Source organism: Brevibacillus sp. AG162 (assembly GCF_006715575.1).
GTDB lineage: Bacteria > Bacillota > Bacilli > Brevibacillales > Brevibacillaceae > Brevibacillus > Brevibacillus brevis.
The window spans coordinates 490,318-516,259 of sequence record NZ_VFNO01000001.1 but is presented as its reverse complement, the minus strand read 5'-3'; the positions used below and the strand labels follow the sequence as shown (position 1 = coordinate 516,259).

29 protein-coding genes and 1 riboswitch are annotated in these 25,942 nt (G+C 47.8%); of the genes, 7 read left to right on the top strand and 22 right to left on the bottom strand.

Features of this window, described 5'->3' with window-relative positions; translation table 11 throughout:
• Positions 1 to 6: 6 nt before the first annotated feature.
• The 14 genes from acpP to FB479_RS02400 form a co-directional block, all read right to left on the bottom strand.
• Entirely contained in the window at positions 7 to 240 is a 234-nt protein-coding gene (gene acpP / locus FB479_RS02465; protein ID WP_005834336.1) for an acyl carrier protein, read from the bottom strand.
• Positions 241 to 325: 85 nt separating this feature from the next.
• Positions 326 to 1,066, bottom strand: coding sequence for a 3-oxoacyl-[acyl-carrier-protein] reductase (fabG, locus tag FB479_RS02460; protein ID WP_047068008.1), 741 nt, complete (start codon positions 1,064 to 1,066; stop codon positions 326 to 328).
• Positions 1,060 to 2,010: an ACP S-malonyltransferase gene (gene fabD / locus FB479_RS02455; protein WP_142062097.1), complete on the bottom strand. Its 951-nt coding sequence runs from the start codon at positions 2,008 to 2,010 to the stop codon at positions 1,060 to 1,062. Before fabD ends, fabG begins: the two co-directional genes overlap by 7 nt.
• A 2-nt stretch (positions 2,011 to 2,012) precedes the next feature.
• Positions 2,013 to 3,029 (bottom strand): beta-ketoacyl-ACP synthase III, encoded by a 1,017-nt coding sequence (locus tag FB479_RS02450; RefSeq protein ID WP_142062920.1) that lies wholly within the window; start codon positions 3,027 to 3,029, stop codon positions 2,013 to 2,015.
• 5 nt (positions 3,030 to 3,034) lie between these two features.
• Positions 3,035 to 4,042 carry a phosphate acyltransferase PlsX gene (gene plsX, locus FB479_RS02445; RefSeq protein WP_142062094.1) on the bottom strand — a complete coding sequence of 336 codons (1,008 nt, stop codon included), beginning with the start codon at positions 4,040 to 4,042 and terminating at the stop codon, positions 3,035 to 3,037.
• A 13-nt stretch (positions 4,043 to 4,055) separates the two neighbouring features.
• The gene (gene fapR / locus FB479_RS02440; protein WP_106653400.1) at positions 4,056 to 4,646 is read right to left on the bottom strand and encodes a transcription factor FapR; all 591 of its coding nucleotides are present in this window, start codon (positions 4,644 to 4,646) and stop codon (positions 4,056 to 4,058) included.
• A gap of 126 nt (positions 4,647 to 4,772) precedes the next feature.
• Complete coding sequence (locus FB479_RS02435) at positions 4,773 to 5,741, bottom strand: ABC transporter ATP-binding protein (RefSeq protein WP_106653399.1); 969 nt, start codon at positions 5,739 to 5,741, stop codon at positions 4,773 to 4,775.
• Between the two features lie 11 nt (positions 5,742 to 5,752).
• A complete protein-coding gene (locus FB479_RS02430; RefSeq protein WP_142062091.1) occupies positions 5,753 to 6,541 on the bottom strand; it encodes an ABC transporter permease in 789 nt (262 codons plus the stop codon).
• Positions 6,542 to 6,545: 4 nt separating this feature from the next.
• The gene (locus FB479_RS02425; protein ID WP_106653397.1) at positions 6,546 to 7,325 is read right to left on the bottom strand and encodes an ABC transporter permease; all 780 of its coding nucleotides are present in this window, start codon (positions 7,323 to 7,325) and stop codon (positions 6,546 to 6,548) included.
• Between the two features lie 185 nt (positions 7,326 to 7,510).
• Positions 7,511 to 8,272: a DeoR/GlpR family DNA-binding transcription regulator gene (locus FB479_RS02420; RefSeq protein ID WP_142062088.1), complete on the bottom strand. Its 762-nt coding sequence runs from the start codon at positions 8,270 to 8,272 to the stop codon at positions 7,511 to 7,513.
• 151 nt (positions 8,273 to 8,423) lie between these two features.
• Positions 8,424 to 8,594, bottom strand: a complete 171-nt coding sequence (gene rpmF / locus FB479_RS02415; protein WP_005834357.1) for a 50S ribosomal protein L32 — start codon at positions 8,592 to 8,594, stop codon at positions 8,424 to 8,426.
• 140 nt (positions 8,595 to 8,734) lie between these two features.
• On the bottom strand, positions 8,735 to 9,253 hold the full coding sequence (locus tag FB479_RS02410) for a YceD family protein (protein ID WP_088908229.1): 519 nt from the start codon (positions 9,251 to 9,253) through the stop codon (positions 8,735 to 8,737).
• An 84-nt stretch (positions 9,254 to 9,337) separates the two neighbouring features.
• Entirely contained in the window at positions 9,338 to 10,405 is a 1,068-nt protein-coding gene (locus FB479_RS02405) for a SepM family pheromone-processing serine protease (RefSeq protein WP_142062085.1), read from the bottom strand.
• A complete protein-coding gene (locus tag FB479_RS02400; protein ID WP_106653393.1) occupies positions 10,402 to 11,196 on the bottom strand; it encodes a patatin-like phospholipase family protein in 795 nt (264 codons plus the stop codon). The genes FB479_RS02405 and FB479_RS02400 overlap by 4 nt, the downstream gene beginning before the upstream one ends.
• Positions 11,197 to 11,343: 147 nt before the next feature.
• Here FB479_RS02400 and ylbJ point away from each other — a divergent pair, with 147 nt between their 5' ends.
• Complete coding sequence (ylbJ, locus tag FB479_RS02395) at positions 11,344 to 12,576, top strand: sporulation integral membrane protein YlbJ (RefSeq protein ID WP_142062082.1); 1,233 nt, start codon at positions 11,344 to 11,346, stop codon at positions 12,574 to 12,576.
• A 1-nt stretch (position 12,577) separates the two neighbouring features.
• Here ylbJ and coaD read toward each other — a convergent pair whose 3' ends face one another.
• Complete coding sequence (gene coaD / locus FB479_RS02390) at positions 12,578 to 13,057, bottom strand: pantetheine-phosphate adenylyltransferase (RefSeq protein ID WP_106653391.1); 480 nt, start codon at positions 13,055 to 13,057, stop codon at positions 12,578 to 12,580.
• A 46-nt stretch (positions 13,058 to 13,103) separates the two neighbouring features.
• On the bottom strand, positions 13,104 to 13,670 hold the full coding sequence (gene rsmD, locus FB479_RS02385) for a 16S rRNA (guanine(966)-N(2))-methyltransferase RsmD (protein ID WP_106653390.1): 567 nt from the start codon (positions 13,668 to 13,670) through the stop codon (positions 13,104 to 13,106).
• 468 nt (positions 13,671 to 14,138) lie between these two features.
• Between rsmD and FB479_RS30295 the strand changes: the two genes are divergently transcribed.
• Both FB479_RS30295 and ku read left to right on the top strand, forming a co-directional pair.
• Entirely contained in the window at positions 14,139 to 14,282 is a 144-nt protein-coding gene (locus tag FB479_RS30295) for a hypothetical protein (RefSeq protein WP_164724462.1), read from the top strand.
• A gap of 122 nt (positions 14,283 to 14,404) precedes the next feature.
• Entirely contained in the window at positions 14,405 to 15,358 is a 954-nt protein-coding gene (ku, locus tag FB479_RS02375; protein ID WP_142062079.1) for a non-homologous end joining protein Ku, read from the top strand.
• A gap of 58 nt (positions 15,359 to 15,416) precedes the next feature.
• Here ku and FB479_RS02370 read toward each other — a convergent pair whose 3' ends face one another.
• Positions 15,417 to 16,298, bottom strand: coding sequence for a cation diffusion facilitator family transporter (locus FB479_RS02370; RefSeq protein ID WP_047068037.1), 882 nt, complete (start codon positions 16,296 to 16,298; stop codon positions 15,417 to 15,419).
• Between the two features lie 250 nt (positions 16,299 to 16,548).
• Positions 16,549 to 16,659, top strand: a riboswitch (TPP riboswitch).
• 150 nt (positions 16,660 to 16,809) lie between these two features.
• Here FB479_RS02370 and thiC point away from each other — a divergent pair.
• Both thiC and FB479_RS30290 read left to right on the top strand, forming a co-directional pair.
• Positions 16,810 to 18,564, top strand: a complete 1,755-nt coding sequence (thiC, locus tag FB479_RS02365) for a phosphomethylpyrimidine synthase ThiC (protein ID WP_142062076.1) — start codon at positions 16,810 to 16,812, stop codon at positions 18,562 to 18,564.
• 15 nt (positions 18,565 to 18,579) lie between these two features.
• The gene (locus tag FB479_RS30290) at positions 18,580 to 18,750 is read left to right on the top strand and encodes a hypothetical protein (protein ID WP_164724461.1); all 171 of its coding nucleotides are present in this window, start codon (positions 18,580 to 18,582) and stop codon (positions 18,748 to 18,750) included.
• 47 nt (positions 18,751 to 18,797) lie between these two features.
• Here FB479_RS30290 and FB479_RS02360 read toward each other — a convergent pair whose 3' ends face one another.
• Positions 18,798 to 19,127 carry a DUF1904 family protein gene (locus FB479_RS02360; RefSeq protein ID WP_142062073.1) on the bottom strand — a complete coding sequence of 110 codons (330 nt, stop codon included), beginning with the start codon at positions 19,125 to 19,127 and terminating at the stop codon, positions 18,798 to 18,800.
• A 400-nt stretch (positions 19,128 to 19,527) separates the two neighbouring features.
• On the opposite strand from FB479_RS02360, the gene FB479_RS02355 reads away from it, so the two are divergent.
• Complete coding sequence (locus FB479_RS02355) at positions 19,528 to 20,469, top strand: ATP-dependent DNA ligase (protein ID WP_106653385.1); 942 nt, start codon at positions 19,528 to 19,530, stop codon at positions 20,467 to 20,469.
• Positions 20,470 to 20,491: 22 nt separating this feature from the next.
• Here FB479_RS02355 and FB479_RS02350 read toward each other — a convergent pair whose 3' ends face one another.
• Genes FB479_RS02350 through FB479_RS02335 form a run of 4 tightly spaced genes read right to left on the bottom strand, consistent with a single transcriptional unit; the run spans position 20,492 to position 24,835 of the window.
• Entirely contained in the window at positions 20,492 to 21,850 is a 1,359-nt protein-coding gene (locus FB479_RS02350) for a GerAB/ArcD/ProY family transporter (RefSeq protein WP_142062070.1), read from the bottom strand.
• Between the two features lie 12 nt (positions 21,851 to 21,862).
• Positions 21,863 to 22,099 carry a hypothetical protein gene (locus FB479_RS02345; protein ID WP_106653383.1) on the bottom strand — a complete coding sequence of 79 codons (237 nt, stop codon included), beginning with the start codon at positions 22,097 to 22,099 and terminating at the stop codon, positions 21,863 to 21,865.
• A complete protein-coding gene (locus FB479_RS02340; protein WP_106653382.1) occupies positions 22,092 to 23,258 on the bottom strand; it encodes a Ger(x)C family spore germination protein in 1,167 nt (388 codons plus the stop codon). Before FB479_RS02340 ends, FB479_RS02345 begins: the two co-directional genes overlap by 8 nt.
• Entirely contained in the window at positions 23,255 to 24,835 is a 1,581-nt protein-coding gene (locus tag FB479_RS02335; RefSeq protein ID WP_370511669.1) for a spore germination protein, read from the bottom strand. The genes FB479_RS02340 and FB479_RS02335 overlap by 4 nt, the downstream gene beginning before the upstream one ends.
• Positions 24,836 to 25,003: 168 nt before the next feature.
• Here FB479_RS02335 and ligD point away from each other — a divergent pair, with 168 nt between their 5' ends.
• Positions 25,004 to 25,906, top strand: a complete 903-nt coding sequence (ligD, locus tag FB479_RS02330; RefSeq protein ID WP_142062064.1) for a non-homologous end-joining DNA ligase — start codon at positions 25,004 to 25,006, stop codon at positions 25,904 to 25,906.
• The last annotated feature ends 36 nt before the right edge of the window (positions 25,907 to 25,942 follow it).

Genomic DNA, 25,942 nt, shown 5'->3' with positions numbered 1-25,942 from the left:
GATCAACTACTTGTGAGATTCTATGTATTTAACAACCTCACCAACAGAAGTGATCTTTTCAGCATCTTCGTCGGAAATCTCTAAATCAAACTCATCTTCGAGTTCCATTACGAGTTCAACCACATCCAGGGAGTCAGCGCCCAGGTCTTCTTTGAAAGAAGCTTCCAAAGTAATTTTGGACTCATCTACACCCAGACGATCGACGATGATTTTCTTTACACGCTCCAAAGTATCTGCCATCTTGCTTCACCCCCTCTCCCGTATTATAGTGGATGAGCTTTCAAAAAACCAGTTTTCGTGAAAACGCTCGATTGAGGTTTTCTTTCTACATGTACATTCCGCCGTCTACGTGCAGGGTCTGCCCTGTCATGTAGTTGGCTGCGTCGGATGCCAGGAACAGTACTACAGATGCGATATCATCAGTTTGTCCCAAGCGGGCAAGCGGAATTTGGCTTGTGAGTCCTGCTTTGACATCCTCTGGCAATACAGCAGTCATTTCTGTATCGATAAATCCTGGCGCAACAGCATTCACCGTGATATTACGGCTAGCCAGCTCGCGAGCAGCCGTCTTCGTCAAGCCAATAACCCCAGCTTTTGCCGCCACGTAGTTAGCTTGTCCTGCGTTCCCCAAAACACCTACCACAGAAGTGATATTGATGATTTTGCCTGAACGCTGCTTCATCATTGGGCGGGTCGCTGCCTTTACGCAGTTGAATACACCCTTCAGATTCGTCGCAATGACATCGTCCCACTCGTCTTCTTTCATGCGCATGATCAGGTTGTCGCGAGTAATTCCCGCGTTGTTCACGAGAATATCGATCGCACCAAAATGATCCAAAGCAGCTTTGAACATGTCGTTGACATCTTCTGTAGAAGAAACGTTCGCGCGAATCATGATGGCATCGCGGCCCATTTCTTTAATAAGCGCAACAGTCTCGCTTGCTGCCGCTTCACTACCTGCGTAATTGACAACCACATTAGCGCCAGCTTCTGCCAGCTTCAATGCAATCGCACGCCCAATACCACGGGAAGCCCCTGTGACCAGGGCTGTTTTTCCTGTTAGCATAGTACCCCTCCGTTCAAAAGCTCAGTAAGCGAATCCATATCCTGTACAGAGATAATCGTCGTATCCGCTGGTGCGATTTTCTTGATCAAACCGGCCAAAACTTTTCCTGGACCGATTTCAACAAAGGTTGTCACGCCTGCTTCGACCATCCATTGTACAGAATCCTCCCACAAAACCGGGGCGGAAACTTGTTGAACCAATTGATCTACAATAATGGTCGCCTCAGACACTGGTCTAGCCGTTACGTTTGCCACAACAGGCACAGTCGCTTCTTGTACCGTAACGCCAGCCAAAACTTCTTGCAGTTTATCTGCTGCCGGCTGCATCAGGCTCGAGTGGAACGGACCGCTTACATTCAATGGAAGGACACGCTTTGCGCCCGCTTCCTTCGCTTTTTCACCGGCCAGCTTCACACCTTCAGCAGAACCAGAGATGACAATTTGCCCTGGGCAGTTCATGTTCGCTAATTGAACAGGATGTCCAGATGCTGTTACTTCTTCGCAAACCGCATGCAGTGCCGCGCGATCCATGCTCAAGACTGCGGCCATTGCACCTTGTCCCGCTGGCACTGCCTCTTCCATGAACTGACCACGAGCTCGCACTGTTTTGACTGCATCTGCAAAGGACAAGGCCCCAGCTGCAACCAAAGCAGAATACTCACCCAAGCTGTGACCCGCTACGAACGCAGGCTTATAGTCAGGCAACTTTTCGTTCAATGCTGCCAAAACAGCGATGCTTGCTGTCAAAATAGCTGGCTGTGTGTTTGCTGTCAGCTTCAATTCCTCTTCTGGCCCTGCAAAACACAGTCCCGACAAGGAAAAGCCGAGCGCTTCATCCGCCTGCTCAAATATGTGACGGGCCTCTTCCGATTGTTCGGAGAGAGCTTGACCCATTCCTACAAATTGTGAACCTTGCCCCGGAAAAACAAAGGCTACTTTTCCCATTCCTACTTGCTCCCTTCTGCCGGCGTCGTGCACCACTTCAAGAGCGTTGCTCCCCAAGTCAAGCCGCCACCAAACCCAACCAGAATCAGGTTATCGCCTTCTTTTACGCGACCAGCCTTAACTGCTTCATCCAACGCTACAGGAATAGAAGCAGAGGACATGTTTCCATAGCGATCCAGGTTGATTGCTACTTTATCCTCAGACAGACCGAAACGCTGTACGGCAGAGTCAATGATGCGTTTGTTTGCCTGATGCGGCACCAACAGGTCGATCTCGTCCTTCGATACGCCCGCTTTGGACAAGACAGCCTCTGTTGCTGAATTCATCACACGAACGGCGAATTTGAAAACTTCTCCGCCTGCCATGTAGAGATAATGCAGTCCTTGTTCGACAGACTCCGCAGATGCAGGCGTTCTAGAACCACCTGCCGGCAAGCACAAGAGAGATCCGCCTGATCCATCTGCGCCGAGCTCAAAGGACTGGAAGCCGTAGCCTTCGGTAACTTCACCGATAACAGCTGCACCTGCGCCGTCTCCGAACAACACACATGTATTTCGATCTTTGTAATTCGTAATTTTGGACAAGGTCTCAACGCCTACGACCAACACTTTTTTATACAAACCGTTTTCGATGAACTGAGTCGCTGTCGTAATTCCATACAAAAAGCCTGTGCAGGCCGCGGAAAGATCCATGGCAGCCGCACGTGTTGCACCCAGCTTTTCTTGCAGCAAGCAAGCAGTAGACGGGAACGACATGTCAGGCGTTACGGTAGCTACAATGATCATATCCAGCTGTTCCGCGCTGATGTTTGCTTTCTCGAGCGCTTCTTTGGCAGCCTCGTAAGCCAAGTCGGAGGAAGCTTGCTCCGGTGAGCTAATGCGGCGTTCTCTGATTCCAGTGCGGGAAACAATCCACTCATCAGAGGTTTCCACCATTTTCTCCAGATCAAAGTTCGTCAACACCCGCTCCGGGGTATAAGAGCCTGTAGACAAAATCCCTACTGAACGCTTTGCACTCATCTGCTTCACTCGCTTTCTCCCAAAGTATTTTTCTGTAATGATTGCTGGATAACCCCGTTCACGTCCTGCTGAATAAACCGCGTAGCACTCACAATCGCGTTTTTCATCGCACGCTCATTTGAGGAACCGTGGGCCTTAATTACTGGGGATTTCAATCCGAGCAAGGGGGCACCACCGTATTCCGCATAATCCATTTTCTTTTTAAAGCGAACCAATCCAGGTTTCAGAATCGCCGCTCCTAGCTTATTAATCAGGCTGGAAGTAAACTCCTGCTTCAACTGCGAAAAGATTGTGGAGGCAGCACCCTCAACGGCCTTTAACAAAACATTTCCTACAAAGCCGTCGCATACCAGCACATCACAGTTTCCTTGCATAACATCGCGCGCTTCCACATTTCCTACAAAGTTCAAGTCAGCTTCTTGAAGGAGGGGGAAAACAGCTTTCGTCAATTCGTTCCCTTTTCCTTCTTCCGTCCCGACGTTGAGCAAGCCTACTGTCGGACGCTCGAAGCCCAACACTTTTTCAGCATACAAGCTACCCATCACCGCGTATTGTACAAGCTGATGCGGCTTGGCATCCATATTGGCTCCGACGTCCAGCGTCAGTGTTACGCGGCCTTTTGTATTCGGGATATAGGCACAAAGCGCAGGGCGCTCGATTCCATCCATCCGACCTGCGTACAACAAGCCTGCTGTCATTAATGCGCCTGTATTTCCAGCCGAGATCATCGCGTCGACTTTTTTCTCGCGCGCCATCTCAACAGCTACGACCAGCGAAGAATTTTTCTTACGCCGAACAGCTCGAACCGGTTCATCATCTGGTAAAATCACTTCCGCTGCAGGAACGATTTCGATGTTTGCCGGAATATCCTGCGGCAAGTGGTTCCGAATAGCCTGTTCATCTCCCACCAATACAACTGTAATGGCCGGGTTTTCCTTGATGGCAGCAAGCGCCCCTAATACGGTACTCTTCGGTGCGTGATCGCCGCCCATCGCATCCACTGCAATTCGCAACCGTGACTCCTCCTTACTCCTCATCCATGCTGTTATGGTAGCTCGACATTTCAACCACACGGAACGTTGCGGTAAAGACCAACTCACCTTGGACCTTCGTCTCTACACGCACCTTGCATTCGTCGCCGTTACGGCTTCTCACCACTGCTTTGGCAACCAGCTTTTCCCCTGCTCGCACAGGACGGACAAAGCGGATTCTCGCCGTAGCTGTCAACGCTACCTCTGCGTTGATTACTGCTACTGCCAATGAGTTGGCCTGAGCAAATATATAATGCCCTCTGGCAATTTGTGTTTTTGAAAAAACGTGCTCTTCTTTAATTTCCAATACGGAAATGGCCTGTGAATCGAGCTGTAGATCAACCATTTCACCGATGATTTCATCGATGCCCAATGATTTTACAGGATCAAGACTTTTCTCTGCGACTGTCTTGATACGTTCACGGAGCTCCGGTATTCCTAATTCCAGTCGGTCTAAACGTATGGTTTGAATACTGACATGAAATAACTCAGCCAGATCTTCGTCCGTCGCAAATGGATTATCCGCCAGATACTGCACCAAGCGGGACTGGCGATCTTTTTTTGGCAAGCGGGCGATGCCGAACACCCCCTTAAGCAGGATTCAATTGTACTATGTATGATTGCGATCTGTTTTTAATACCTGGTACCAAAACACAGTATAAGGGAGAAGATGTGGAATTACAAGTATCGTTACGAAAATAGGTAACCATCCCTAACGGTAAATGAGCCGAATGATCTCCTCAATCCCCGGTTCTTTCATCTGAATGTCCAGAGGCTCACCCCAGCCCGCCACTTCAGCAAGGATTCGCGGGGAAGAAATTTTCCCTTTGTCGAAGTAAATCGAAAGTACATTCTCTGATAGCTCCATCCGCTCGATTCCCTCTAAGTCGTAAAGCTTTTCGGGCGGTTGTCGAAATTCGATTCGAATGAGGCTTGGCAGCCCTATCTGTCGTCGCAAATCGGCCAAGCTCGTATCCATCATCTTTTTGCCATGGTTGATCACGATGATTCGGTTGCAGAGTTGCTCGATATCGTCCATATCATGAGTCGTTAGTAGAATGGTCTTCTTCTGGGACTGATTCACTTCTTTCAAAAATGCTCTGATGCGAGTCTTCGCGACCACATCCAGCCCAATCGTCGGCTCATCTAAAAACAGGACCGGCGGATCATGCAGCAGAGCCGCAGCTAAATCAGCTCTCATTCTCTGACCCAATGACAGCTTACGTACTGGCGTATCAAGGAACTCATGCAGATCCAGTAGTTCCTGATACGCCTCCATCGATCGCCGATATGCCGTGTCGTTAATCTTGTACATCGCTTGCAAAATTTCGAAGGAATCTCTGACTGGCAGATCCCACCACAGCTGTGTTCGCTGCCCGAACACCACTCCGATTTGTGAGGCTACTTGAATTCTTTCCCGCTGTGGACTATATCCGCCTATTCGTATTTCTCCCTGACTGGGATGAAGAATTCCTGCGAGCATTTTAATTGTCGTCGATTTTCCTGCGCCATTTGGCCCGATATATCCCACGAACTCGCCTCTGTCAATGGAAAAGGAGATATCATGGACGGCTTTGACTTCCCTTCGTTCACGAGAAAAGAGTGTTCGTAGAGAAGCAAAGCGCCCCTCTTTCGCTTTTGTCAGGAAAAATGATTTTTCGATATGCTTTGCTTCAATCATGTTACCCCTCCTTAGCTCCCTGTACTATGGTAGTGTCGAATCCCGACATTCCACAGCATACGAGAGAAATAAAAAGCAATCGCTGCAGCTACCGGGGTGAGTATCGGATAAAACCATTCGCCCCCTTTGCCCAACAGCGTCAGCATTGGCAAATAATTCATATACGCGATCGGAATCGCTGAGAAAAACAGCCATTTGAGCCAGTTTGGATATAGCCCGATTGGATAATTGGAAGCATTGGCTGGCGCATAAATGGTAAAGGTCAGCATGTCTTTCATCTGATGTGTCCAAAAGGCGACCCCAGCGGTAGCAAGTCCAATGGAGAAGTAGATCACTCCACCAGACAAAATGGCAACCGGTGAGAATAGGACCAACCCCATGATCGTTTTCCCTTCCGCCGCAAGACCCGACAAAGAGATGACCAAAACGGACACCCCTTGAACCAACCCTCCCACTCTCGACAAGTCAAGATTGCGTGTCAATAGCAAAAGCAAAGGGGAAGCAGGACGAATGAGCAACTGATCGAGCTCCCCTTGTACGATGTACTTCTCAAAGTCGTTGATTTCCGGGGCGAACAGTCGATACAAAGAGACAGATGCCGAGGATATCCCGTAAAGCATCCCAACCTCGTAAATATTCCACCCGACCACATCGTGAAATCGGTACAAAATCGCAGAGAGAATAATAAAATCAAGCACCATAATCATTCCGGTCGTGGCAGCGCTCGTGACAAAATTTATCTTGTATTGCATTTGCGAGCGAATGCTGGCCGCGATCAGTTTGCGATAGAGGGCAAACATGTGGTTATCCTCCTTGAATTTCTAGCTTTCTTCTTGCCATGTTCGTCACCAACAAAGCAACTGCCGTTAAAACGAGCGCCCAGCCAGCTTGTATAAGCATGCCATAAGGAGGTGCAAGCTCTAGCAAGGTCATGACCGGATAGTAAATCATCGCTGAAAAGGGCAAATAAGGCGCTACCTTTCCAATCATCCCGGGCATCAAGTCCAGCGGGATCATTTGTCCACCTAACCCAAATATCAAAGACAAAAGAATGAGGTGTACCCAGCGAATCTCTGTCGTCCAGAAGGAGGAAATGCCCGCTAGATAAAAGAGCAACATGCCTACGTAAGTACCGAGCAGTAGCGAGAGGATAAACCAGAAGTAAGTGAACGGATGGGAGGGAAAAAAGAAGCCTACCGCTAATCCTAGCAGCAAGCTGATCGGAACACTTCTGTAACAAGCGTTGTACACAAGTCGTCCAAACTCCTGACTGAGCATGTACCAGAGATAATGAACAGGCTTGATCATATCCAGACTGACAGCCCCGCTTCTTACCGCTACTTGCACATTCAGACCTGGGGACATAAATGTTGTCATCCAGAGAACACTTTGGCAAATCGCGATGTAATACCCCATCGTTTTGACATCATAGGGGCCGTATACTTGTTTTCCAGAAAGGACACCCGTCCAAATGGCAATAAAAACAAGCCCAAAAATCGAGCTTGCGAAGTTGTTGACGACATGCGATAAACGATACTGAAGATTTCGACGATAGCTCTTGCGAATAATCCGCCAATAGACCATAAAACCCTCCTCTTGGAAAAGTCAGGATTACCAGAATAGCAGGGGCTCTACACAATTGCAAGAAAAAAAGAAAGAGCCCTTCCTATTTGAAGGACTCTCTTTCGATAAATCCATTTGCTGTCACGCTGGTTACCCATTCACGCCAGCCAAATGGAACTTATCCTATTTTTTATGGATCAATAGCTTCATGTGGAAGCTACAATCACCTCTACATCATTGGCATGCAAGGCCTCAGCTATTTCCTTTTCAGGCAGCTTATCAGTCACGATAATATCGATCTGATCAAAACCAGCAACGCGATACAGCATGCTTTTTCCGAATTTGGTATGGTCGGTAAGTATGATCACTTGATCGGCGCGCTTGATCATTTCTTTGATCAGAAAACCGTGATCTTCCTGCGTAGACATGAGCCCTTCCTTTGTAAGGCCGCATGCACCAACCAATACTTTGTCGACATGAAAATCAGCGAGGTTTTGAATCACGCGTGTACCGAGCACACATTGATCCTCTGCATGTACGTCTCCGCCCAAAAGCTTGACAAGAACGCCTTCTTTACGGGACATACTGGAGGCAGTCGCTAATGAATTCGTGATGATGACATGGTCGCGGGTCTGCAAGGATTCCACCGTGAACTGAACAGTTGTGGACGCATCGAGCAGCAAGTAATCGCCATCTTTGATCAGACGGGCCGCCGCTGCTGCAATACTTTGCTTTCCTGTCAAATCAAGCTGCATTCGTTCCTGATGGGAGTAGTTCTTTTTGTTGAGGCTGGGCAATACTGCTCCTCCTCTGGTCCGCAGGATTTGCCCCTGCTCCTCCAGCTTGACGATATCACGCCTCGCTGTGTCACGGGAAACCCCAAACTGCTCAACTACCTCTTGCACACTGATTCGCTGGTGCTCCTGCAAATACGCAAGAATTGCAGCCAGCCTCTCCTCTTGAAACACGAAGCCTCAACCCCATCCTTATCTCGCCTTCATTATAAGTCATTTAAGCAAACGACGCAAGCGATAATAAGTGTTTGTAAGTAATCGTAAGCAATAGAAAGGAACAAAAAAAGCAAGGCGATTTCTCACCTTGCTTTCTTAGCAGCGAATATTACTTCGCTACTTTCACGCCTTTGTAGTGACCGCAGCTTGGGCAAACACGATGCGCAAGCTTGTATTCGCTGCAATTATCGCATTTGATCATGCCTGGAATCTCTAATTTGAAGTGCGTACGACGCATTCTTTTACGGGTTTTGGAAGTTCTCCGTTGAGGTACTGCCATCTTCCTTACACCTCCTTCAACTGACAAATGCTAAGAAGCTCTATTGGGTGGACAGTATAGGCAAAAAGCTTATGCCATCCTTCAAAAATGAGACGCTGCCACGAATGGTCGGCGAATCATCTTGAATACAGTAAGAAAACTTATTTGCTGTCTTTGAAAAAGTCAGCCAACCCAGCCAATCGCGGGTCAACACGCTCATTCTTACAGCTGCATGCCACTTCATTACGGTTCACACCGCAAGTCGGGCACAGACCTTTGCAATCCTCCTCGCAGAGCGGGAAGGTCGGCATTGCCAGTAAGAAATCCTCTTGCAGCAGCGAGTCCAGCTCGATTTCATCGCCTTCCAAAGGAAGGATATCACTGTCCTCGTCGTCTTGCAGGATCGGATCATCCGCAAGAGCAAATGTCTCAGAGAAATCTACTGTTGCCTGATCGATAAAAGGATTCAAGCATCTCGCGCAAACAAAATTCACATCTGCCTTCATGCTTCCTTTTACGTAATAGAGATTGCCCAGCTGTACGGCTTCACCACTCGCAGTCACAGGAGTAATCCCGCGAATCTCATGATGGCGCTTCTTCAGCTCATCTGCATCCAGGGTTACCTGAAATGGCAACGGCTCTCCTTTTCGGTGCTCTAACTCTGCCAACTTAATGTTCATAGCATTTCACCTCATGCACAACAAAGATGATTATAGACCCTGCCCAAAGCTTTGTCAACCATTTTTGCTTGACAGCTAGTTTGCTCAGGTAGATTTCGGTTTTTGTCCATTCAAGTACGTAATCGCTTCTTCTACCGTCTTGACTGGAATCACTTTCATTGAAGTTCCAATCCGCTTGGCAGTCGCTAACGCCTCCTCATAATTGGAGTTCGTATCTGGCGTATCCCGCGGAGCAAAGAAGATCTCTGCGCCCGCTTTGTCCGCTGCGATTACCTTTTGATTAATGCCACCGATCCTGCCTACTTTTCCGTCTAACGAAATCGTGCCTGTTCCTGCAATTTTATAGCCTTTTGTCAAATCCGTCTCCGTATTTAACTGGTCATAAATCTCCAGCGTCATCATTAATCCAGCAGAAGGGCCACCAATCCCTTGAGAGGCAATGGTTACTTCTTTCGGAATGATGATTTCCTGTTTGTTGTCAGGGCGTACACCAATTCCAACTGACTTGGATTCAGGTAGTGGTTCCAAGGTTAACATCGTTTTGGCCTCTTGTCCATCTCTTGTGTACGTAATTTCGACTTGATCGCCTGCTTTTTTTGTGGAGAGAGCTGTCAGCAAATCTTTTGCCTCCGACGTGCGAACCCCGTCTACATACGTAATGACATCACCAATTTGCAATGCTTTATGGGCAGGGAACCCTTCCAAAGTACCCATCACCCACACTCCCTGCTTCTCGATTTTGACTTCGAAGCCGGCCAGACGGAATGCGACTGCCTCCGCAATTTTTTGTGAATTGTCCATGATCGCTTGTTCTCGACGGATAAAATCTTCGCTGTCCTCTCCCTTGCTGACAACCAGCTCCTTGGGCATCAACTCAACATCCTGCGCCATTTTTGCATACCAATACCACGGCAAATTCGCTTCGCCCATTCGAACCGTCGTGAGCATGAAGGAGCCGGTCTCATCTTTCTTGCCGCCTTCCACTTGAATCATCGGTCCCAACTCAATCGCTGAACCCGGACGACTCACGTAATAATTCGTCGGTACAAAAAAAGAAATGCCCAACAAGACAAAAACCAAGGCAAGTATCCAGCTAAAGCCTCTGGTTCCTGTAGATCTGCGTCTATTGGCATAAAGCTGTTCCTCACTCATTCTTGTGCCTCCCAACTTGCAATTCGTTCCTGAATGCGTTCGATATGCTCAGTACCCGCACGTTCGCCTAGCTCGATAATTTCTTCGATACCCGTGTACGCGATACTGCTATAGTGTCCAACATCCGGCCTGATTACGATGTCTGCTGCAATGATTCGATGTCGCAGAATTTCCCTTTCCATCACATCAATCGTCTGGGCGATGACATCAAAAATACTTTTGACCTCCATCCGTGTATCGAATTGGGCGACATCTACCGCAATCACGATATCGGCACCCATTTCACGTAGAACCGTCACGGGCACACGATCAATGACTCCTCCGTCTACTAAAAGCCGCCCCCCTACTTTTTCAGGCACGAAGATACCTGGAATGGATATGCTAGCCCTTACCGCTTGATCAATCGGACCTTCTCGAAATACGACTCGCTCTCCTGTTTCAATATCCGTCGCCACAATGGCAAGCGGCTTGTTCAGCTCTTCCAAGCGCTTTCCGTGCGTTAACAGGCGAATCAATTGCTTGATCTTTTCCCCTGTAACAAAACCCATGCTGGGTACGGTCAAATCAAGCCAATGCTTGCGTTTTAAATTTAGAGCAAGCTTTCCCATCATATGCGGTTCAATTCCGTTGGCATAGACGGCCCCAATCAGACTGCCCATACTGGAGCCGGCCAGCATGTCAATTTGGATGCCATGTGCTTCTAGCGCATTCAACACACCAATATGCGCAAAACCGCGAGCGCCCCCAGAACCCAGGGCTACACCCACGATTGGTTTACGCTTTGTCTGCATGGAAAAACCCCTCCCTGTAACCAGCCTATGTGGTAAACCGCTGTTCCTTTCACACTTGGGAGATATTCGTCGACCAAGCTTACGCATAGTTCTCCCGCCTGCCACGTAGACATGTACTACTACCTTTCTTCGATTCAGGAGGAATCCATGTCACGCCACTCACCCGTACTTACTTTGTTGCTCGCCCTCTCGACAGTTTCCATTGTTATTTCGTTGGTTGCATACTCGCAGATTTCTTTTGAAGCTGCCGTACGCGGTCTGAAAATATGGTGGGAGGTAGTTTTCCCCTCTACCCTTCCCTTTATTGTGCTGTCTGAGGTGTTGATGGGTCTGGGCGTCGTTCATTTCGTCGGCGTGTTACTGGAGCCATTAATGCGCCCGCTGTTTAACGTTCCGGGTACTGGCGGGTTCGTACTGGCTATGGGCTTCTCGTCTGGCTATCCAGTAGCCGCAAAGCTGACAACAAGACTGCGTCTGCAAGGCAATGTGACGAAGGCTGAGGGTGAACGTCTCGTCTCTTTTACAACGACGGGAGACCCTTTATTCGTCATGGGAGCAGTGGCAATCGGCTTTTTTCACAGTGAGCAAATGGGCATCATTCTAGCTCTGACTCATTATTTGTCAGCTGTACTCATGGGTGTGATCTATCGTTTTCATGCGCCCTTTGCCATTACTTCAGCCCCATTGGAGAAAAATTCACTTCCTCTTCCTTTACGTGCCTTGCAATCGATGCATCGGGCCCGTGTCCGCGATGGACGTCCGTTCGGAAAATTAATGGGGGAAGCGGTACAATCCGCTCTGAATACATTGCTCATGATCGGTGGCTTTATCATCGTTTTTTCGGTATTAATCCAACTTTTCTCCACCATTCATCTGACACAAATCATCAGCACGCTTCTCTCGATTATTCTCGGTCCCTTTGGTTTCCCACCAGCCTTTTCGCAAGCAATCGTGGCTGGTTTGTTCGAAGTAACCCTCGGCGCACAGGCAGCGAGCATTGTACCCGATGCTGTTTCCTTGGTCTGGAAAGCGGCCATTGCCAGCGCTGTATTGTCTTGGGGCGGTTTGAGTGTTCACGCGCAGGTTGCGAGCATCTTGAGTGAAACGGATATTCGTGTCGCTCCCTACTTGATTGCCAGAGCCCTTCATGCTTTACTAGCTGCGATTTTGACCTTTGTCTTTTGGGGCCCTCTTGCCACAGTCAGCTCCTGGTTCGTGGAGAAAGCCGTCCCTGTATTTGTGCAAGCGAAATCGGAGATCCCTGCGTCAAGTTGGTGGGAGACCTTGCTACTATCAGGAGGAATCGCCATTGGCGTCGGTGTGATTCTTTTGTGTACCAGCCTGACTCTTTCGCACATGAACCGTAGCAAAACCCGATAATTTACTCGGCCATTTTTCGCTTCAGTGCCTCTTCTACGTTCGGCGGTACCAAATCGGCGACACTCGCCTTGTATTTCGCAACTTCCTTTACAATACTTGAGCTCAAATACGAATATTGATTGTTCGTCATCATGAAAAACGTTTCGATATTTTCGTCGAGCTTTTTATTAATGGAGGCAACTTGCATCTCATATTCGAAATCAGAAACAGCACGAAGGCCACGAATAATCACTTGTGCGCCCTTTTTGTTCATATAGTCAATCAACAAGCCGTCAAAAGAATCCACTTCTACATTTTTCATGCCAGCCGTCGCCTGACGAAGCAATTCGACGCGCTCTTCTACGCTGAACAATGAGTTTTTCTTCGAATTGATCAAGACAGCGACAATGACCTTATCAAAAACGTTGGCACCCCGCGCAATAATGTCGAGATGCCCATAAGTAACAGGATCGAAGCTTCCTGAACATACAGCGATTGCCATAGCGGGTTATCCTCCCTTAGTGCTCTTTTGCACCTTGATTTGAAAGTTAGGCTTGTTGCTCCAAATCGTAATAATACACGGTAACGGCTGTATCCCCATACTTAGCCGCTCGATCCTTCACACAATGACCAATCGCATCCGGAAAGGTGTCTGTGATATCATGCTCAGCCACGATCCACGCTCCATCCGCCAACATTCCCAGCTCCTGCAACATCTCAATTTCTTCGACAATCTTTTGCTGGGCGTATGGCGGGTCCAAAAAGACGAGATCAAATTTTTGATTGCGCGTACTCAGTGTGCGAATAGCCCGGTCCGCATCCATCCGATATAGCTCGGCATAATCGTCCAGCCTGCAAGTGCTGACGTTTTGTTTTACGACAGCAAATGCTTTGTGATCTCGCTCCACGAAAACAGCCCGATCCGCTCCCCTACTCAATGCCTCGATCCCGAGACCACCTGTTCCGGCGTACAGGTCCAATGCCCACCCGCCATCGAAATACGGACCAATCATATTAAAAATCGATTCTTTGACTTTATCGGTTGTCGGTCTGGTTCCTTTGCCCGGAACTGCTGCCAACCGTCTTCCTCTGTGTTCTCCAGAGATTACTCGCATACTCATTTCACCTGTCTGCTTTCCTATGTATGTTGTATGAGGTTGTTCAAAAAGTCTAGCGTTAGACGCGATTTTCCAAGACTGAGAATGATATCATACTATCACAACTGCATACACCCGTAAAATTAGCAACTGGAAAAATTTATGTGCAAGAAAGGTATACAACCCCATTCGATTGGAAAAGATGATGAATAGCGACGCAACGGTGTCGCTGACAACCGCGGAGAAGACTTACGTTTCCCCATAAGCTCTTCCTCCGGTTTCTCCTCTCCCATAATTGAAAGGCTGTTCACTTTGGCGCACGACGTGTCTGATAGGAGCATTTCGTGCCATCGCTCCCTTCATCGGGAGGAGTTGAACGGCTGCCCCTCGTCATTTGGCGATGGGGTATTTTTTTGTGTCCAGCGCATACTACATGTACGTGCATCACCCTCTACATGTACATTGCCTGAAAGGAGTGAGTCATTCATGGCAGAGAAGCGACCGTCTGCACAAAAGCTGAAGGCCTCCGAAGCCCAGTCCATTGCGGACCGAACTGGCAAAGATGTCGAGCTGGCGCGTGACATGCAATCGCGTGCAGATCAATCGGACATCGTCAAACATGGGCAGTAGCTGTATACGAAGTCAGCCGCATCGAATCGGCTGGCTTTTTACTTTTCCACCTTCATTTCCCTCGGCACTTCTTCTATGCAGATACAGATACTATATAAAATAGCTGTGAAGGAGGTATCCGCATGCATACGGTGTGGAAGGGCTCAATCAGCTTCGGCCTCGTCAATATACCTGTTCGCATGTTTACTGCAACGGAAGAGCGTGATATTCGCTTTCGCCAACTGCATAAAGAGTGCAATACCCCGATCAAGTACACGAAAATGTGCCCGCACTGCCAGCGTGAGGTCGATACGAGCGAAATCGTCCGTGGCTTCGAATACGAAAAAGGACATTTTGTCATGATCGACGATGATGATCTGGAAGCCATTACGCCAGAAACACGCAGAGCCATTGAAATTATCGACTTCGTAGACTTGTCGGAGATCGATCCCGTTTATTTTCATAAAAGCTATTTCTTATCGCCCCAAGACACTGGCGAAAAAGCATACGCCTTGCTGCGATCCGCTATGGAACAGACAGGAAAGATTGGCGTTGCACAGGTGACGATGCGCAATCGGCAAAGCCTGGCAGTTATCCGACTGTATGAACATTGCATCATGCTGGAGACGATCTTCTATCCAGATGAAGTACGTCCCGTCAGTCAAGTGCCTGCCTTGCCAGAAGCCACTGTACCGTTGGCTGAAAACGAACTGAAGATGGCAACGGAGCTCATTAGCAATATGACGATCCCTTTTGATCCCGCAAAATATACCGATGAATATCGTTCCGACTTGCAAAAACTGATCGAGAAAAAACTGGAGGGTCAGGAGATCGCTACTGCACCTACTGTGGCAAGAACCAATGTAATTGATCTCATGCAGGCCCTAAAAGAAAGCTTGGAGTCTACAGCTGGTCAAGGCGCAGCGCCCATTAAAATCGAGCCTGAACCGACTCCGTCAAAGCCTGCGCGAAAACGCACCACCGCTGCCTCTACGTCCGAAAAAGAGCAGGCATCGAAAAAGGAGACCGCAACCAGTCCAAAAAAGACTACCACTACAACCAAAACACTACGCAAAAAAAAGGCTACCACAGTTTAGGCTCCACAAAAAAACCTGCCCACTCTGGACAGGTTTTTTTGTATTCGTATCATGGAATCTAGCTAGGCGCCATCTTCCTGCATGGTTCAATATGGATATGAACGGCGTTAATCCGGTGAATCTTGCGCATCTGTTCTTCAATTTTCTCGGTGATGGTGTGGCTCTCCACCACATTCAGACCGGGATCTACATGGATCACAACATCAACCAGTACGCTGCTTCCATGGTAGCGGGCTTTGATGTCACTGATATCCTTTACTCCTGAAATCGAGGAAATGGTAGCCCGCAGATCCGCAAGCTCACTCTCGTCAAAGCCATCTGTCAAACGGTGAGTTGCTTCCCTAAAAATGTCCCAAGCAGTCTTCAAGATGATGAGACCAACAACAAAAGCAGCTAAAGGATCAAGCCAATGCAATTGAAATTGTGCGCCAGCTACCCCGATAAACGTCCCGATACTGACGAATGCGTCTGAACGGTTGTCAGCGGCCGCTGCATCTAGTGCTTGGCTGTTTGTTTTGATGGCGAGCTTTTTATTATAGCGATAAACGAAAAGCATAATGACTGCAGTCGCAAGTGCTGTCCACCCTGCCAACAGGTCAGGAGCCGAATGTTGTGGGTCAAACAAGGATGGTACGGCATTCGTAACGACTTGAACTCCGACAAATAGCATAATAAATGATGCGACAAGTGCTGAAATCGTCTCCGCCCGGAAATGGCCATACGGGTGATCTTTATCAGGTGGTTTCCTTGCAATACGCAGCCCGATCAAAACAGCAATCGATGCAACGACATCCGTTGAGTTGTTAAGACCGTCGGCCATTAAAGCTTCCGACGCAGTGACATACGCAACTCCTATTTTTAATACAGAGCAGAAAATGTAGGCGAAAATACTCACCCACGCTCCACGTTCTCCTTGTTTTAGATCCGAATAAACATCCATTCCTCATCACCTCAAAATACTTCTCCGTCCTGCTTCGACAACGAGGAAAATCAAGGCGCTGGAAGCAGTTGCTTTTTTTCGAACTTCATCGTAACAGATAGGATTCATGTGGGTCTACAGAAACAGTTTTAGTCCGATTCATGAGAATAGGGGGAAGGAAAATGTGTTGCACGCCCGCAATTTTTTCACTGAGAAAATTTCCCTTGAAATTTAATGGACTTCCCGTTATCCTATTCTTGCAATCCAAAATAAGAAAAGCACGGGAGCTTGGAAATCACCAGGCTGAGAGGATGGTACTGTGCCATCGACCGTTGAACCTGAACTGGGTAATGCCAGCGGAGGAATGTCATATACGACACGGAAAGATGCGTGTATCTTTAGGATACCCGTTTCTTCTCTACTCTCGCGTTGGCGTCGCATGTTGTTTATGCGGCGCTTTTTCGCGGGCAGTTTCTTTCGCCTCCCTAAACGGTTCTCGCTTTCGTGCAACCAAAACAAGGAGGTTTTTCTTATGTCATTGGTCTCATCTTTTCCAGGCAGTCGCAAAGTATACGAAACAGGTAGTCGTGCGGACATCCGTGTCCCGATGCGCGAGATTTCCCTTCATCCTACCGAAGGATTGTCTGGCTCCATCCCCAATCCTCCTCTTCGCGTATACGATACGAGTGGCGAGTATACCGCAACGGGTTACGTCCCTGACATTCAAGCAGGACTGCCCTCCATCCGCCACAAATGGATCGATGAGCGAAATGATGTAGAAATGTATGTCGGTCGCGAACCACAACTAGTTGATGACGGCATCCGAAACGAAGAAAAGGCAGCCACCCTCCCTACTTTCCCTCGAGAGGGCTACAAACCAAAACGGGCAAAGCCAGGGAAAAATGTTACCCAGCTTCATTATGCCCGAAAAAATATCATCACACCGGAAATGGAATACGTTGCCATTCGCGAGGGTGTCTCCCCTGAATTTGTACGGGCTGAAATCGCCGCTGGACGTGCGATCCTCCCTTCTAACGTTAATCATCCTGAAAGCGAGCCGATGATCATTGGCCGCAACTTTCATGTCAAAATCAATGCCAACATCGGAACGTCAGCCGTCAGCTCTTCGATGGAAGAAGAAGTCGAAAAAATGATTTGGTCGGTCCGTTGGGGTGCCGACACCATTATGGACCTCTCAACGGGAAAACATATACACACTACACGAGAGTGGATTATCCGCAATAGTCCTGTTCCAGTCGGCACTGTTCCGATTTATCAAGCACTTGAAAAAGTAAATGGGAAAGCCGAGGATTTGACATGGGAGGTTTACCGAGACACCTTGATTGAGCAAGCGGAACAAGGCGTCGATTACTTCACAATTCATGCTGGTGTTCTTTTGCGCTACATCCCCATGACAGCTAACCGTGTTACCGGTATTGTCTCTCGCGGCGGATCGATTTTGGCTGCATGGTGCCTGGCCCACCATGAGGAAAACTTTTTGTATACGCATTTCGCTGAAATTTGCGAAATTCTGAAGGCCTATGACATTTGTGTATCCCTCGGAGATGGACTACGTCCTGGCTCTATCGCGGATGCGAATGACGAGGCGCAGTTCGCGGAGCTTGAAACATTGGGAGAACTCACAAAAATTGCGTGGGAACACGACGTACAAGTCATGATTGAAGGCCCTGGTCACGTCCCCATGCATCTCATTCGTGAAAATATGGATAAACAGTTATCCATTTGCCATGAGGCTCCTTTTTACACACTTGGGCCGCTCACGACAGACATCGCCCCCGGCTATGACCACATTACTTCAGCCATTGGCGCTGCCATGATTGGATGGTTCGGAACAGCGATGCTCTGCTACGTAACGCCCAAGGAGCATCTCGGTCTACCCAATAAAGAGGATGTCCGCAACGGTCTAATCGCATACAAAATCGCAGCGCATGCCGCTGATCTTGCAAAAGGACATCCGCGGGCAAAACAGCGCGACGACGCCTTATCCAAAGCTCGTTTTGATTTTCGCTGGAATGATCAGTTCAATTTGTCCTTGGACCCAGAGCGCGCCCGCGAATATCACGACGAAACGTTGCCAGCAGAAGCCGCCAAATCCGCCCATTTTTGTTCTATGTGCGGGCCTAAATTTTGCAGCATGAAAATATCGCACGACATTCGTCACATCGCCAATGAACAAGGGGCTGCCCAAGATCCCGCCATCCTTGCAGGTATGCAGGAAAAATCGCGTGAATTCCGCGAACAGGGAAGCCGTTTGTACCAGTCGTAATCAAGGGGGATGGATATGGAGGAAGCTAGTCGTTTACGCGAAAAGATCATTCGACTAGAGGCTGAGCTAGAGCAGTCTAAACAACAATTGCGGCTGATTCAACAGGACTGCAGCCACGTCTTTATCGAAACTCCACTTACGCGAACATGCTCCAAGTGCCTGCAAACCGAAAGCCTCTATTATTAATAGAAAAAGGTCGAAATCCCTTTGGAGGATCTCGACCTTTTTTCTGCTTATTTCGTCATTCCGACTTGCAACGGAAGTCCTTCTTTATAATAGAGAGTGGGCGATAGCAGAACGAAGAATATATGCACATGCAGAAAGCCTTGCTTCTTCAAAATACCGTGTATGGCACTAGCAATCGCGTCATGCTGCTTTTGTTCACGGGGAAACATCATGATCTCTACAGACAAAGGACTGTTCGTCAATTGCTCCACCTGAAGCAGCTCCAATTTCACCTTTTCCTGAGCTACCTCAGCAATTTTGGAAAACTCTTCTATAAGAATCTGAGAAATGGGCTCTATGTCTTGCTTTGCAAAGCCTTTAAACCGAAGAAACGGCAAGTCAATTCCTTCTTTCGTAAATGAGTTCGCACAGTCATTATAAACAAGTCTCTAATTGTATATCAATGAAAAAAGGGTTAAAGAAAGTGAACAACAAACATTCCCAACCGGATCGAGACACAAAGAGGGCCATATCAGAGAACTGCTCCCTTCCCATGAGGTGTGGTGGACGTACCACGGAAGGAGGAAGCAGTTCAACCAGATACAGCCCAATCCGGTAACCCATCAGTTACTTTAGATACATGTAGTATAGCTCGAATTCAATACTTAATCAATAAAAAAGTTTCGTAAAATTCTAACAGGAAATTCATCCACCAGCACCACTCGTATAGATCACGCCCATCCGTGAAACTGTATTAGAAAACTGGGCAAGTCCCAACTAAACGTAAAGGTGGCAGCTATGGAACTGACCCCGCTTTTTCCTTTTGAGCCTACCAGCACGGAAGCCATACCTGTGGGACCACAATGGATAGGCCAAGTGAAATGGGATGGCGTTCGCATTCTTACCTACTACGATGGACAGGAGGTCAAACTGTTCAACCGAAAATTAAATGAACGGACTTTCCATTATCCAGAAGTGACTGATCTTCGCTCGTATTGTCGTGCCGATTCTGTGATTTTGGATGGCGAAATCATTGCTCTCGGCTCGGACGGAAAGCCTTCTTTTTACGAGGTCATGAGAAGAGACGGGCTGCGCCGTTTAGAGAAAGTCCCCCAGATACAAAAGCTTGTCCCCGTCACATACATGGTCTTTGATGTACTGTACTGCAATCATGAATGGGTAACTTCCTATCCACTATCAGAGCGACAACAAATACTGGGCAAGATCATTACTCCTACTTCTCATGTTCAGCTAGTTGAAAACTTTCCTGATGGAGACGCTCTTTACCGTGTCGTAGAAGCTCAAGGCATGGAAGGAATCATTATGAAGGATGCGTCAAGCAGCTACTTGATCAATGGGAAAGATCAACGCTGGAGAAAGAAAAAGTACTACCGGGATCTCATCGCTGTCGTAGGCGGCGTTACACTTCGGAATCAGATTGTCAATTCGTTGCTTCTGGGACTCTTCGATCAACAAGGTTCTTTTTGGTACATCGGTCATGCAGGTACTGGAAAATTGACGCAAACGGACTGGCGTGCTTTAACGGAGAGAATACAGCCCCTCGTCCAACAGAAGATGGCTTTTGTTAACAAGCCACCACGCGCAGCCAATACCTTATGGATACAGCCGGAAATCACCGTCAAAATCAAATTTGCGGAGTGGAAGGAAGGGCATTCCTTGCGACAGCCAAGCATACAAGGCTTTGTTGATGTCGCTCCCCACCAGTGTGTTTTGGAGTAAGGAACCCCCTTGGCTTTCGACCTTATTGTCGAAATGAACCAGCCTGTTTTGCCCTCCCCAGCCTTTGTTTGCCATGATTGAGAGCCTGCATTTCCCCGTAGCTCGTCAACAACGCAATCAGTAACAAGGCAATATAAACAACGGCTGTCGCAACCCCTCCTACCTCTGATTTATCTTTAAAAAAGTCCCCAATCAAAATCACTAGCACGCAACCAATCAAACAAACTGTCGTGCTCCACACCATCGACCGGTAAAATCGATAAAGCTTCGTTCCTTCGGGAATGAGGCTTTGCTCTCTTCCTTTGTTCTTTCGCCTTATATGAATAAGCAAAAAGAGCGCCAACGGCAATTGGAAGACGAGTATGATCATCGGCAAGCTATAACTAATAAACTGATCGATATGTGCTACATTTGGAAAAGCGAATATGGACGATACAACCATAAACCATCCACACGGAGCGTTGAGTGTATTATAATGCTGCTGTCCCCCAAACGATCCAACCCCCACTAAAAATGCCAAATAGGCGACGATGACCTTAATCGTAAAAGCAGGGAACCATACGCTAAAGAGAATCATTTCGACCCTGTCCAGAAAATCTGTCACGTGGATTTGCTGCACGAGAATATAGATGGGGAAATTCAGCCGCCCTGCGATAATGAAGCCCATCACCCCGAGCAAGATGAGCAATATAATCGTCGTCCCAAATCCAACAATGATAACCCCATGCTTCATCGCAGCATAAAAGAGTCGTGGTTCTACAATGGCATGTAAAAACGCTCCGATCAGAAAAATATCCCCATATACACCCAACGGCATCAAATTACTGATCACGATCCGGTCCAAGCTGTTAGTCAAGATCGGCTCCAAGCGCTCTATGTTGTATTCATTAATCAAGAGGAAATAAAGCGATATGCACATCATGAAGTAAAGAGGAAAATAAAGCTCATTCACCCGTGCCGCCACCTCAAGACTCGTTTTGCCATAGTACATCATCAGCAGGACGAAGACGAGTAGAATGATCTCCAATGGGGTGGTTGGCAATAACGAGATATGTAAAAAATCAGCAGCCCCTTTAATATCGATCGCCAGGATGATCCAAATGTAAAACAATATGAGCAGATTGATAGCTCCACCAATCCACTTCCCGCCAATAATAAACAAGATTTCAAAGATATTTTTCCCTGGGTACGCCTCAACCAGCCCGCTCAAAACGTAGGCGATCAGAATCGCATAAAAGATGGGTAACAATTGAGAGAACCAAGCATCCATCCTTGCTACCTGAACGACCGACCGCAAGAAACTGATCATCATTCCTGTCATCAAGACACTGCCGACCAGCCAGGCAATTTGTCTGTGATTGATCACTTGCTTGTGAATCATACTCGGGCCTCCTTATACGAACTGATCCACCCACCGCTTAACATAGGGAGATAAAATGTTCATGATATGACTCGTAGGTAGCAATTGATAATACTGGAATTGCAAAGCAATAAGAAATGCAATGGTTAAGGTGTAGAAAATAACAATGACTCGCTGCTGTCTTCCATCCATGCCTTTTCGCTTCAAGATGAATTCTCCAAACGAAAGTATCAGCATGAAGACAAAAAAGACCAGAAATATTCTATTCATGACCATCTTCACCTTGGGTAATATTTTTCGTTGTTTGTCCGATATTGGCCATGTTCACTTTGGTTCGGATTTCATAAGTGATTTTCGGAAGCTCCTCATTCCACCTGTTCCGATACCGGTCTCGCCATTCACGTGGATGATTCCTTGACAATGCGATTCCTAACCCAATGAAGTCTGATCGTTGATGTTGGATCGTTTGCATCATATGTTTCACACCGCTATTGATTTGCTCGACGAGCTTTCCTTGCAGCATTCTGATATTTTTCTCTTTTTCAAGATCGAGGTTTGACAGATTCTCCACCACAACTGCAGATGCGTAGAGGTCAATTTTGTAATGGACGTGGCCTTTCCTGATCTCGGGCGTAATATTCGCTCTTCCTTTCGAGAAGCTAATCGTAAGTCGTTCTTTCTTGTTAAGGGGCAGGACGACAGAAAACGGTGTAAAATCGCGTTGGAACAACCGCAAGCCAGTCAGTTCTTTCGGTTTCGCGATGGCAATGAGCTTGTTGTGTCGAAACAAACCTACCCCTGTCGCCTCTACTTCTTTCGACTTTCCTTTTGGATGGGAATCCACTGCTGCCAGAACGGGTAAAATAGCATCAACCCCTGGTGTACTGAGCATCTGGGCTACATCCTTCAGCGTTACCGTAATCCCCCCCATCTTGACCAACTCACGCATCGCTTCCCCTGAAAAACGTTCAAATTGCGGTTGGGCGGTTAGTAATTCGATGGCTTTGCCTTGTGTCATGATGATATAAGCTGTCAATCTGTTTTCAGGAAAACGTGCGACGATATCCAGCACTTCAGACATGCCGTCCCTCGCCAATTCTTCGCCTATGACGATCATCCGGTGATGGGAGTAGTAAATTTCTCGTGACATTCTTGCCTGGATCAATCCATTCGCTTCCCGGATTGTCCTGCCTACTGCGGAATCTACGTAATAACTCTTGTCACCACTCGTCCCCCCACCTCCTCCGGACTGCGCACCTAGGCTGCTAACCAGTGGAACCTGGATAGATAACCGATACCTGCCGTCTGGTTCCTTATCCATCGCCATCGCAATAACGATGGCCATATCATTTACTTCACGGCGATCCCAACATCCAGATACTAGGAACATACAGAGCGACACTACCAGCATGCGGGTCACAGCCTTCACGATTGCCCCTCCTCGTTCGAATGACGGTTGCCTGTCACTCCTGATTGCCCTCCTCTATGCTGAATTGAATTTGCATAACCATCGTTCATGCGCCTTGCATTTTGCACCCCTAAAAAGCTGGGGCGTTTTTCCATCATCGACCATGGAGCCCTCATCAGTACGTCTCTGAGATCGCCGATCGACATTGGTGCTAATGGTGATAAATAAGGCACACCAAAAGAGCGCAGGTTGGCCATATGACCGAGGATTAGCAGTAACACTACCAGCATCCCATAGATGCCGAGGATCGAAGCCGCAATCATAATCGGAAAGCGCAGCATTCGCAGTGAAATCGATGCATTAAAATGTGGGATGGTAAACGAGGCAATACCTGTCAAGGATACGACGATAACCATGGGTGCAGAAACAATCCCTGCCTGCACGGCTGCCTGACCAACGACCAGCGCGCCTAGAATACTGACGGCTTGCCCCACCGTTTTCGGGAGACGAATCCCCGCTTCTCGCAAGGCTTCAAAGGAAATTTCCATGATAAGAGCCTCCACAATAGCAGGAAAAGGAATGGACTCGCGAGCAGCCGCAATACTCAAAAGGAGCGTCGTTGGCAGCATTTGTTGGTGATACGTTGTAATAGCCACATACAAAGCAGGGGTAATGAGCGAAATGATGAGGAATATGTAGCGCAGCAGCCGAACAAGGGTGGCCATTTGAAACCGTTCGTAATAATCCTCGCTTGCCTGCATCATCATCCAAAACGTAACGGGCGCTATCAAAACCATCGGTGTCCCATCCACAAATATCGCGACTCGTCCCTCCAGCAATGCCGCTGCAACGGTATCCGGGCGCTCTGAATACATGACCTGAGGAAAAGGCGAGTACGTGTTGTCCTGGATCATTTCTTCGATATATCCGCTTTCCAGCACAGCATCCATATTGATCTTGCTGATTCGACCAGTGACCTCCTGTACGATCTCTGGATCAGCAATCCCATCAAGAAAGGCAACCACCAGATTGGTGTTCGTCTCACGTCCAACAACCAAGGACTTCATTTTCAATCGAGGTGTTCGCAATTTGCGCCGCAGCATCGACGTGTTCGTGCGAATATTTTCGATAAAACCCTCACGTGGCCCCCGTACGACCGCTTCTCCTTCTGGTTCGTTGACGGAGCGTTTTTCTGCTCCACGAATGCCGAGCGTCAGTGCTTCTGCATTTCCCTCTACGAGAATGCCCGTATCACCTGAAAGCACAGCCTGTAGCAGCTTTTTATAATCATCTACTCTTCCCATCTGAGAAACGGGCAATAGTGCCTCTTCTATCACCTTTATATCTTCATCGCCGTCTTCCAGCACCATTAACGATTTCAGTGCAGAATTGACCTCTTTGGTATCAATCAGCCCATCTACGAAAACAGCTATCGCACGAACACTGTTTTTTTGACGGAATTCTCGTATGACAAAATCGGAGCAATCAGCGAACATTTTTTTCAACAGATCAATGTTCTCTCCCAATCGAGGCGAAATCGGTATACCCTCCAGCTCAATCAAGCTGCAGGAATTCATTGTCTCAATCAGTTCTTTCATTTTATCTTTCTTCTTGAATTTCATTTCATCACCAACCACTGGAAAGCTACCCGTATTATGGTTGATTGACAGGAAATATATGCAAAGAGCTATTCCTTTTACATAGAGAAACGCAGATAGGAGATAGTAGGAACACCTATACCGTTTCAAAAGAAGGTGAAAACGTCATTGCGTCCTGCAACAAAAGAGTACGAGCTGACGATCGATAATCACACATTGTCCATTACAAATCCTGACAAGCCTCTATGGCCACAAGCCAAGGTAACCAAGCTAGATTACTTGCGCTACTTGCTGATTGTCGCAGCCCCACTCCTTCGGTATAGCAAGGATCGGCTCTTAACCGTCATTCGCTACCCTCACGGAATCGGTGACAAGCACTTCTATCAAAAAAACGCTCCTGACTATGCGCCCGACTGGATACAAACGCATACATGGGAAAATGTTCGATACGTACTGTGCAATGACAGGGCGACACTCGTGTGGATGGCGAATCAAGCAGCATTGGAGTGGCACGTCTCCTTTCACCTCGCCAAGGATGAGACTCCGACAGAGCTCGTTTTTGATCTCGACCCTTCCACAGATGATTTTGCTGTTGTGATAGAGTCTGCCCTCTTGTTGAAACAGCTGCTCGATGAATTACAGCTCCCTTCATGGGTCAAGACATCTGGTTCCAGCGGCTTGCAAGTATACGTCCCTATTGAACTTCGCTATACGTTTGAACAGACGCGCCAGGTCGGACATTTTATCGCATCCTATTTGGTCAGCAAGCATCCCTCGCTATTAACCATTGAGCGCTTAGTGAAGAATCGGGGTGATAAGCTGTACATTGACTATTTGCAACACTGGCGGGGAAAGACACTGCCAGCCCCTTATTCAACCCGTGCAAAAGAACAGGCAACCGTATCAACGCCACTCCTGTGGGAAGAGGTTCCCCATTGTCATCCCACAGACTTCACTGTTTATACGGTGCCCGAACGGCTGGAAACATTCGGAGATTTATTCTCATCTATATCTGCTCCGACGAAACGAGCCTCCCTTGATGCCATCCTCGGCTTTTTGCAGTCCCAGTAAGCCATTAGTTGGAATCCAGCAGTCTATTTGTGCTAT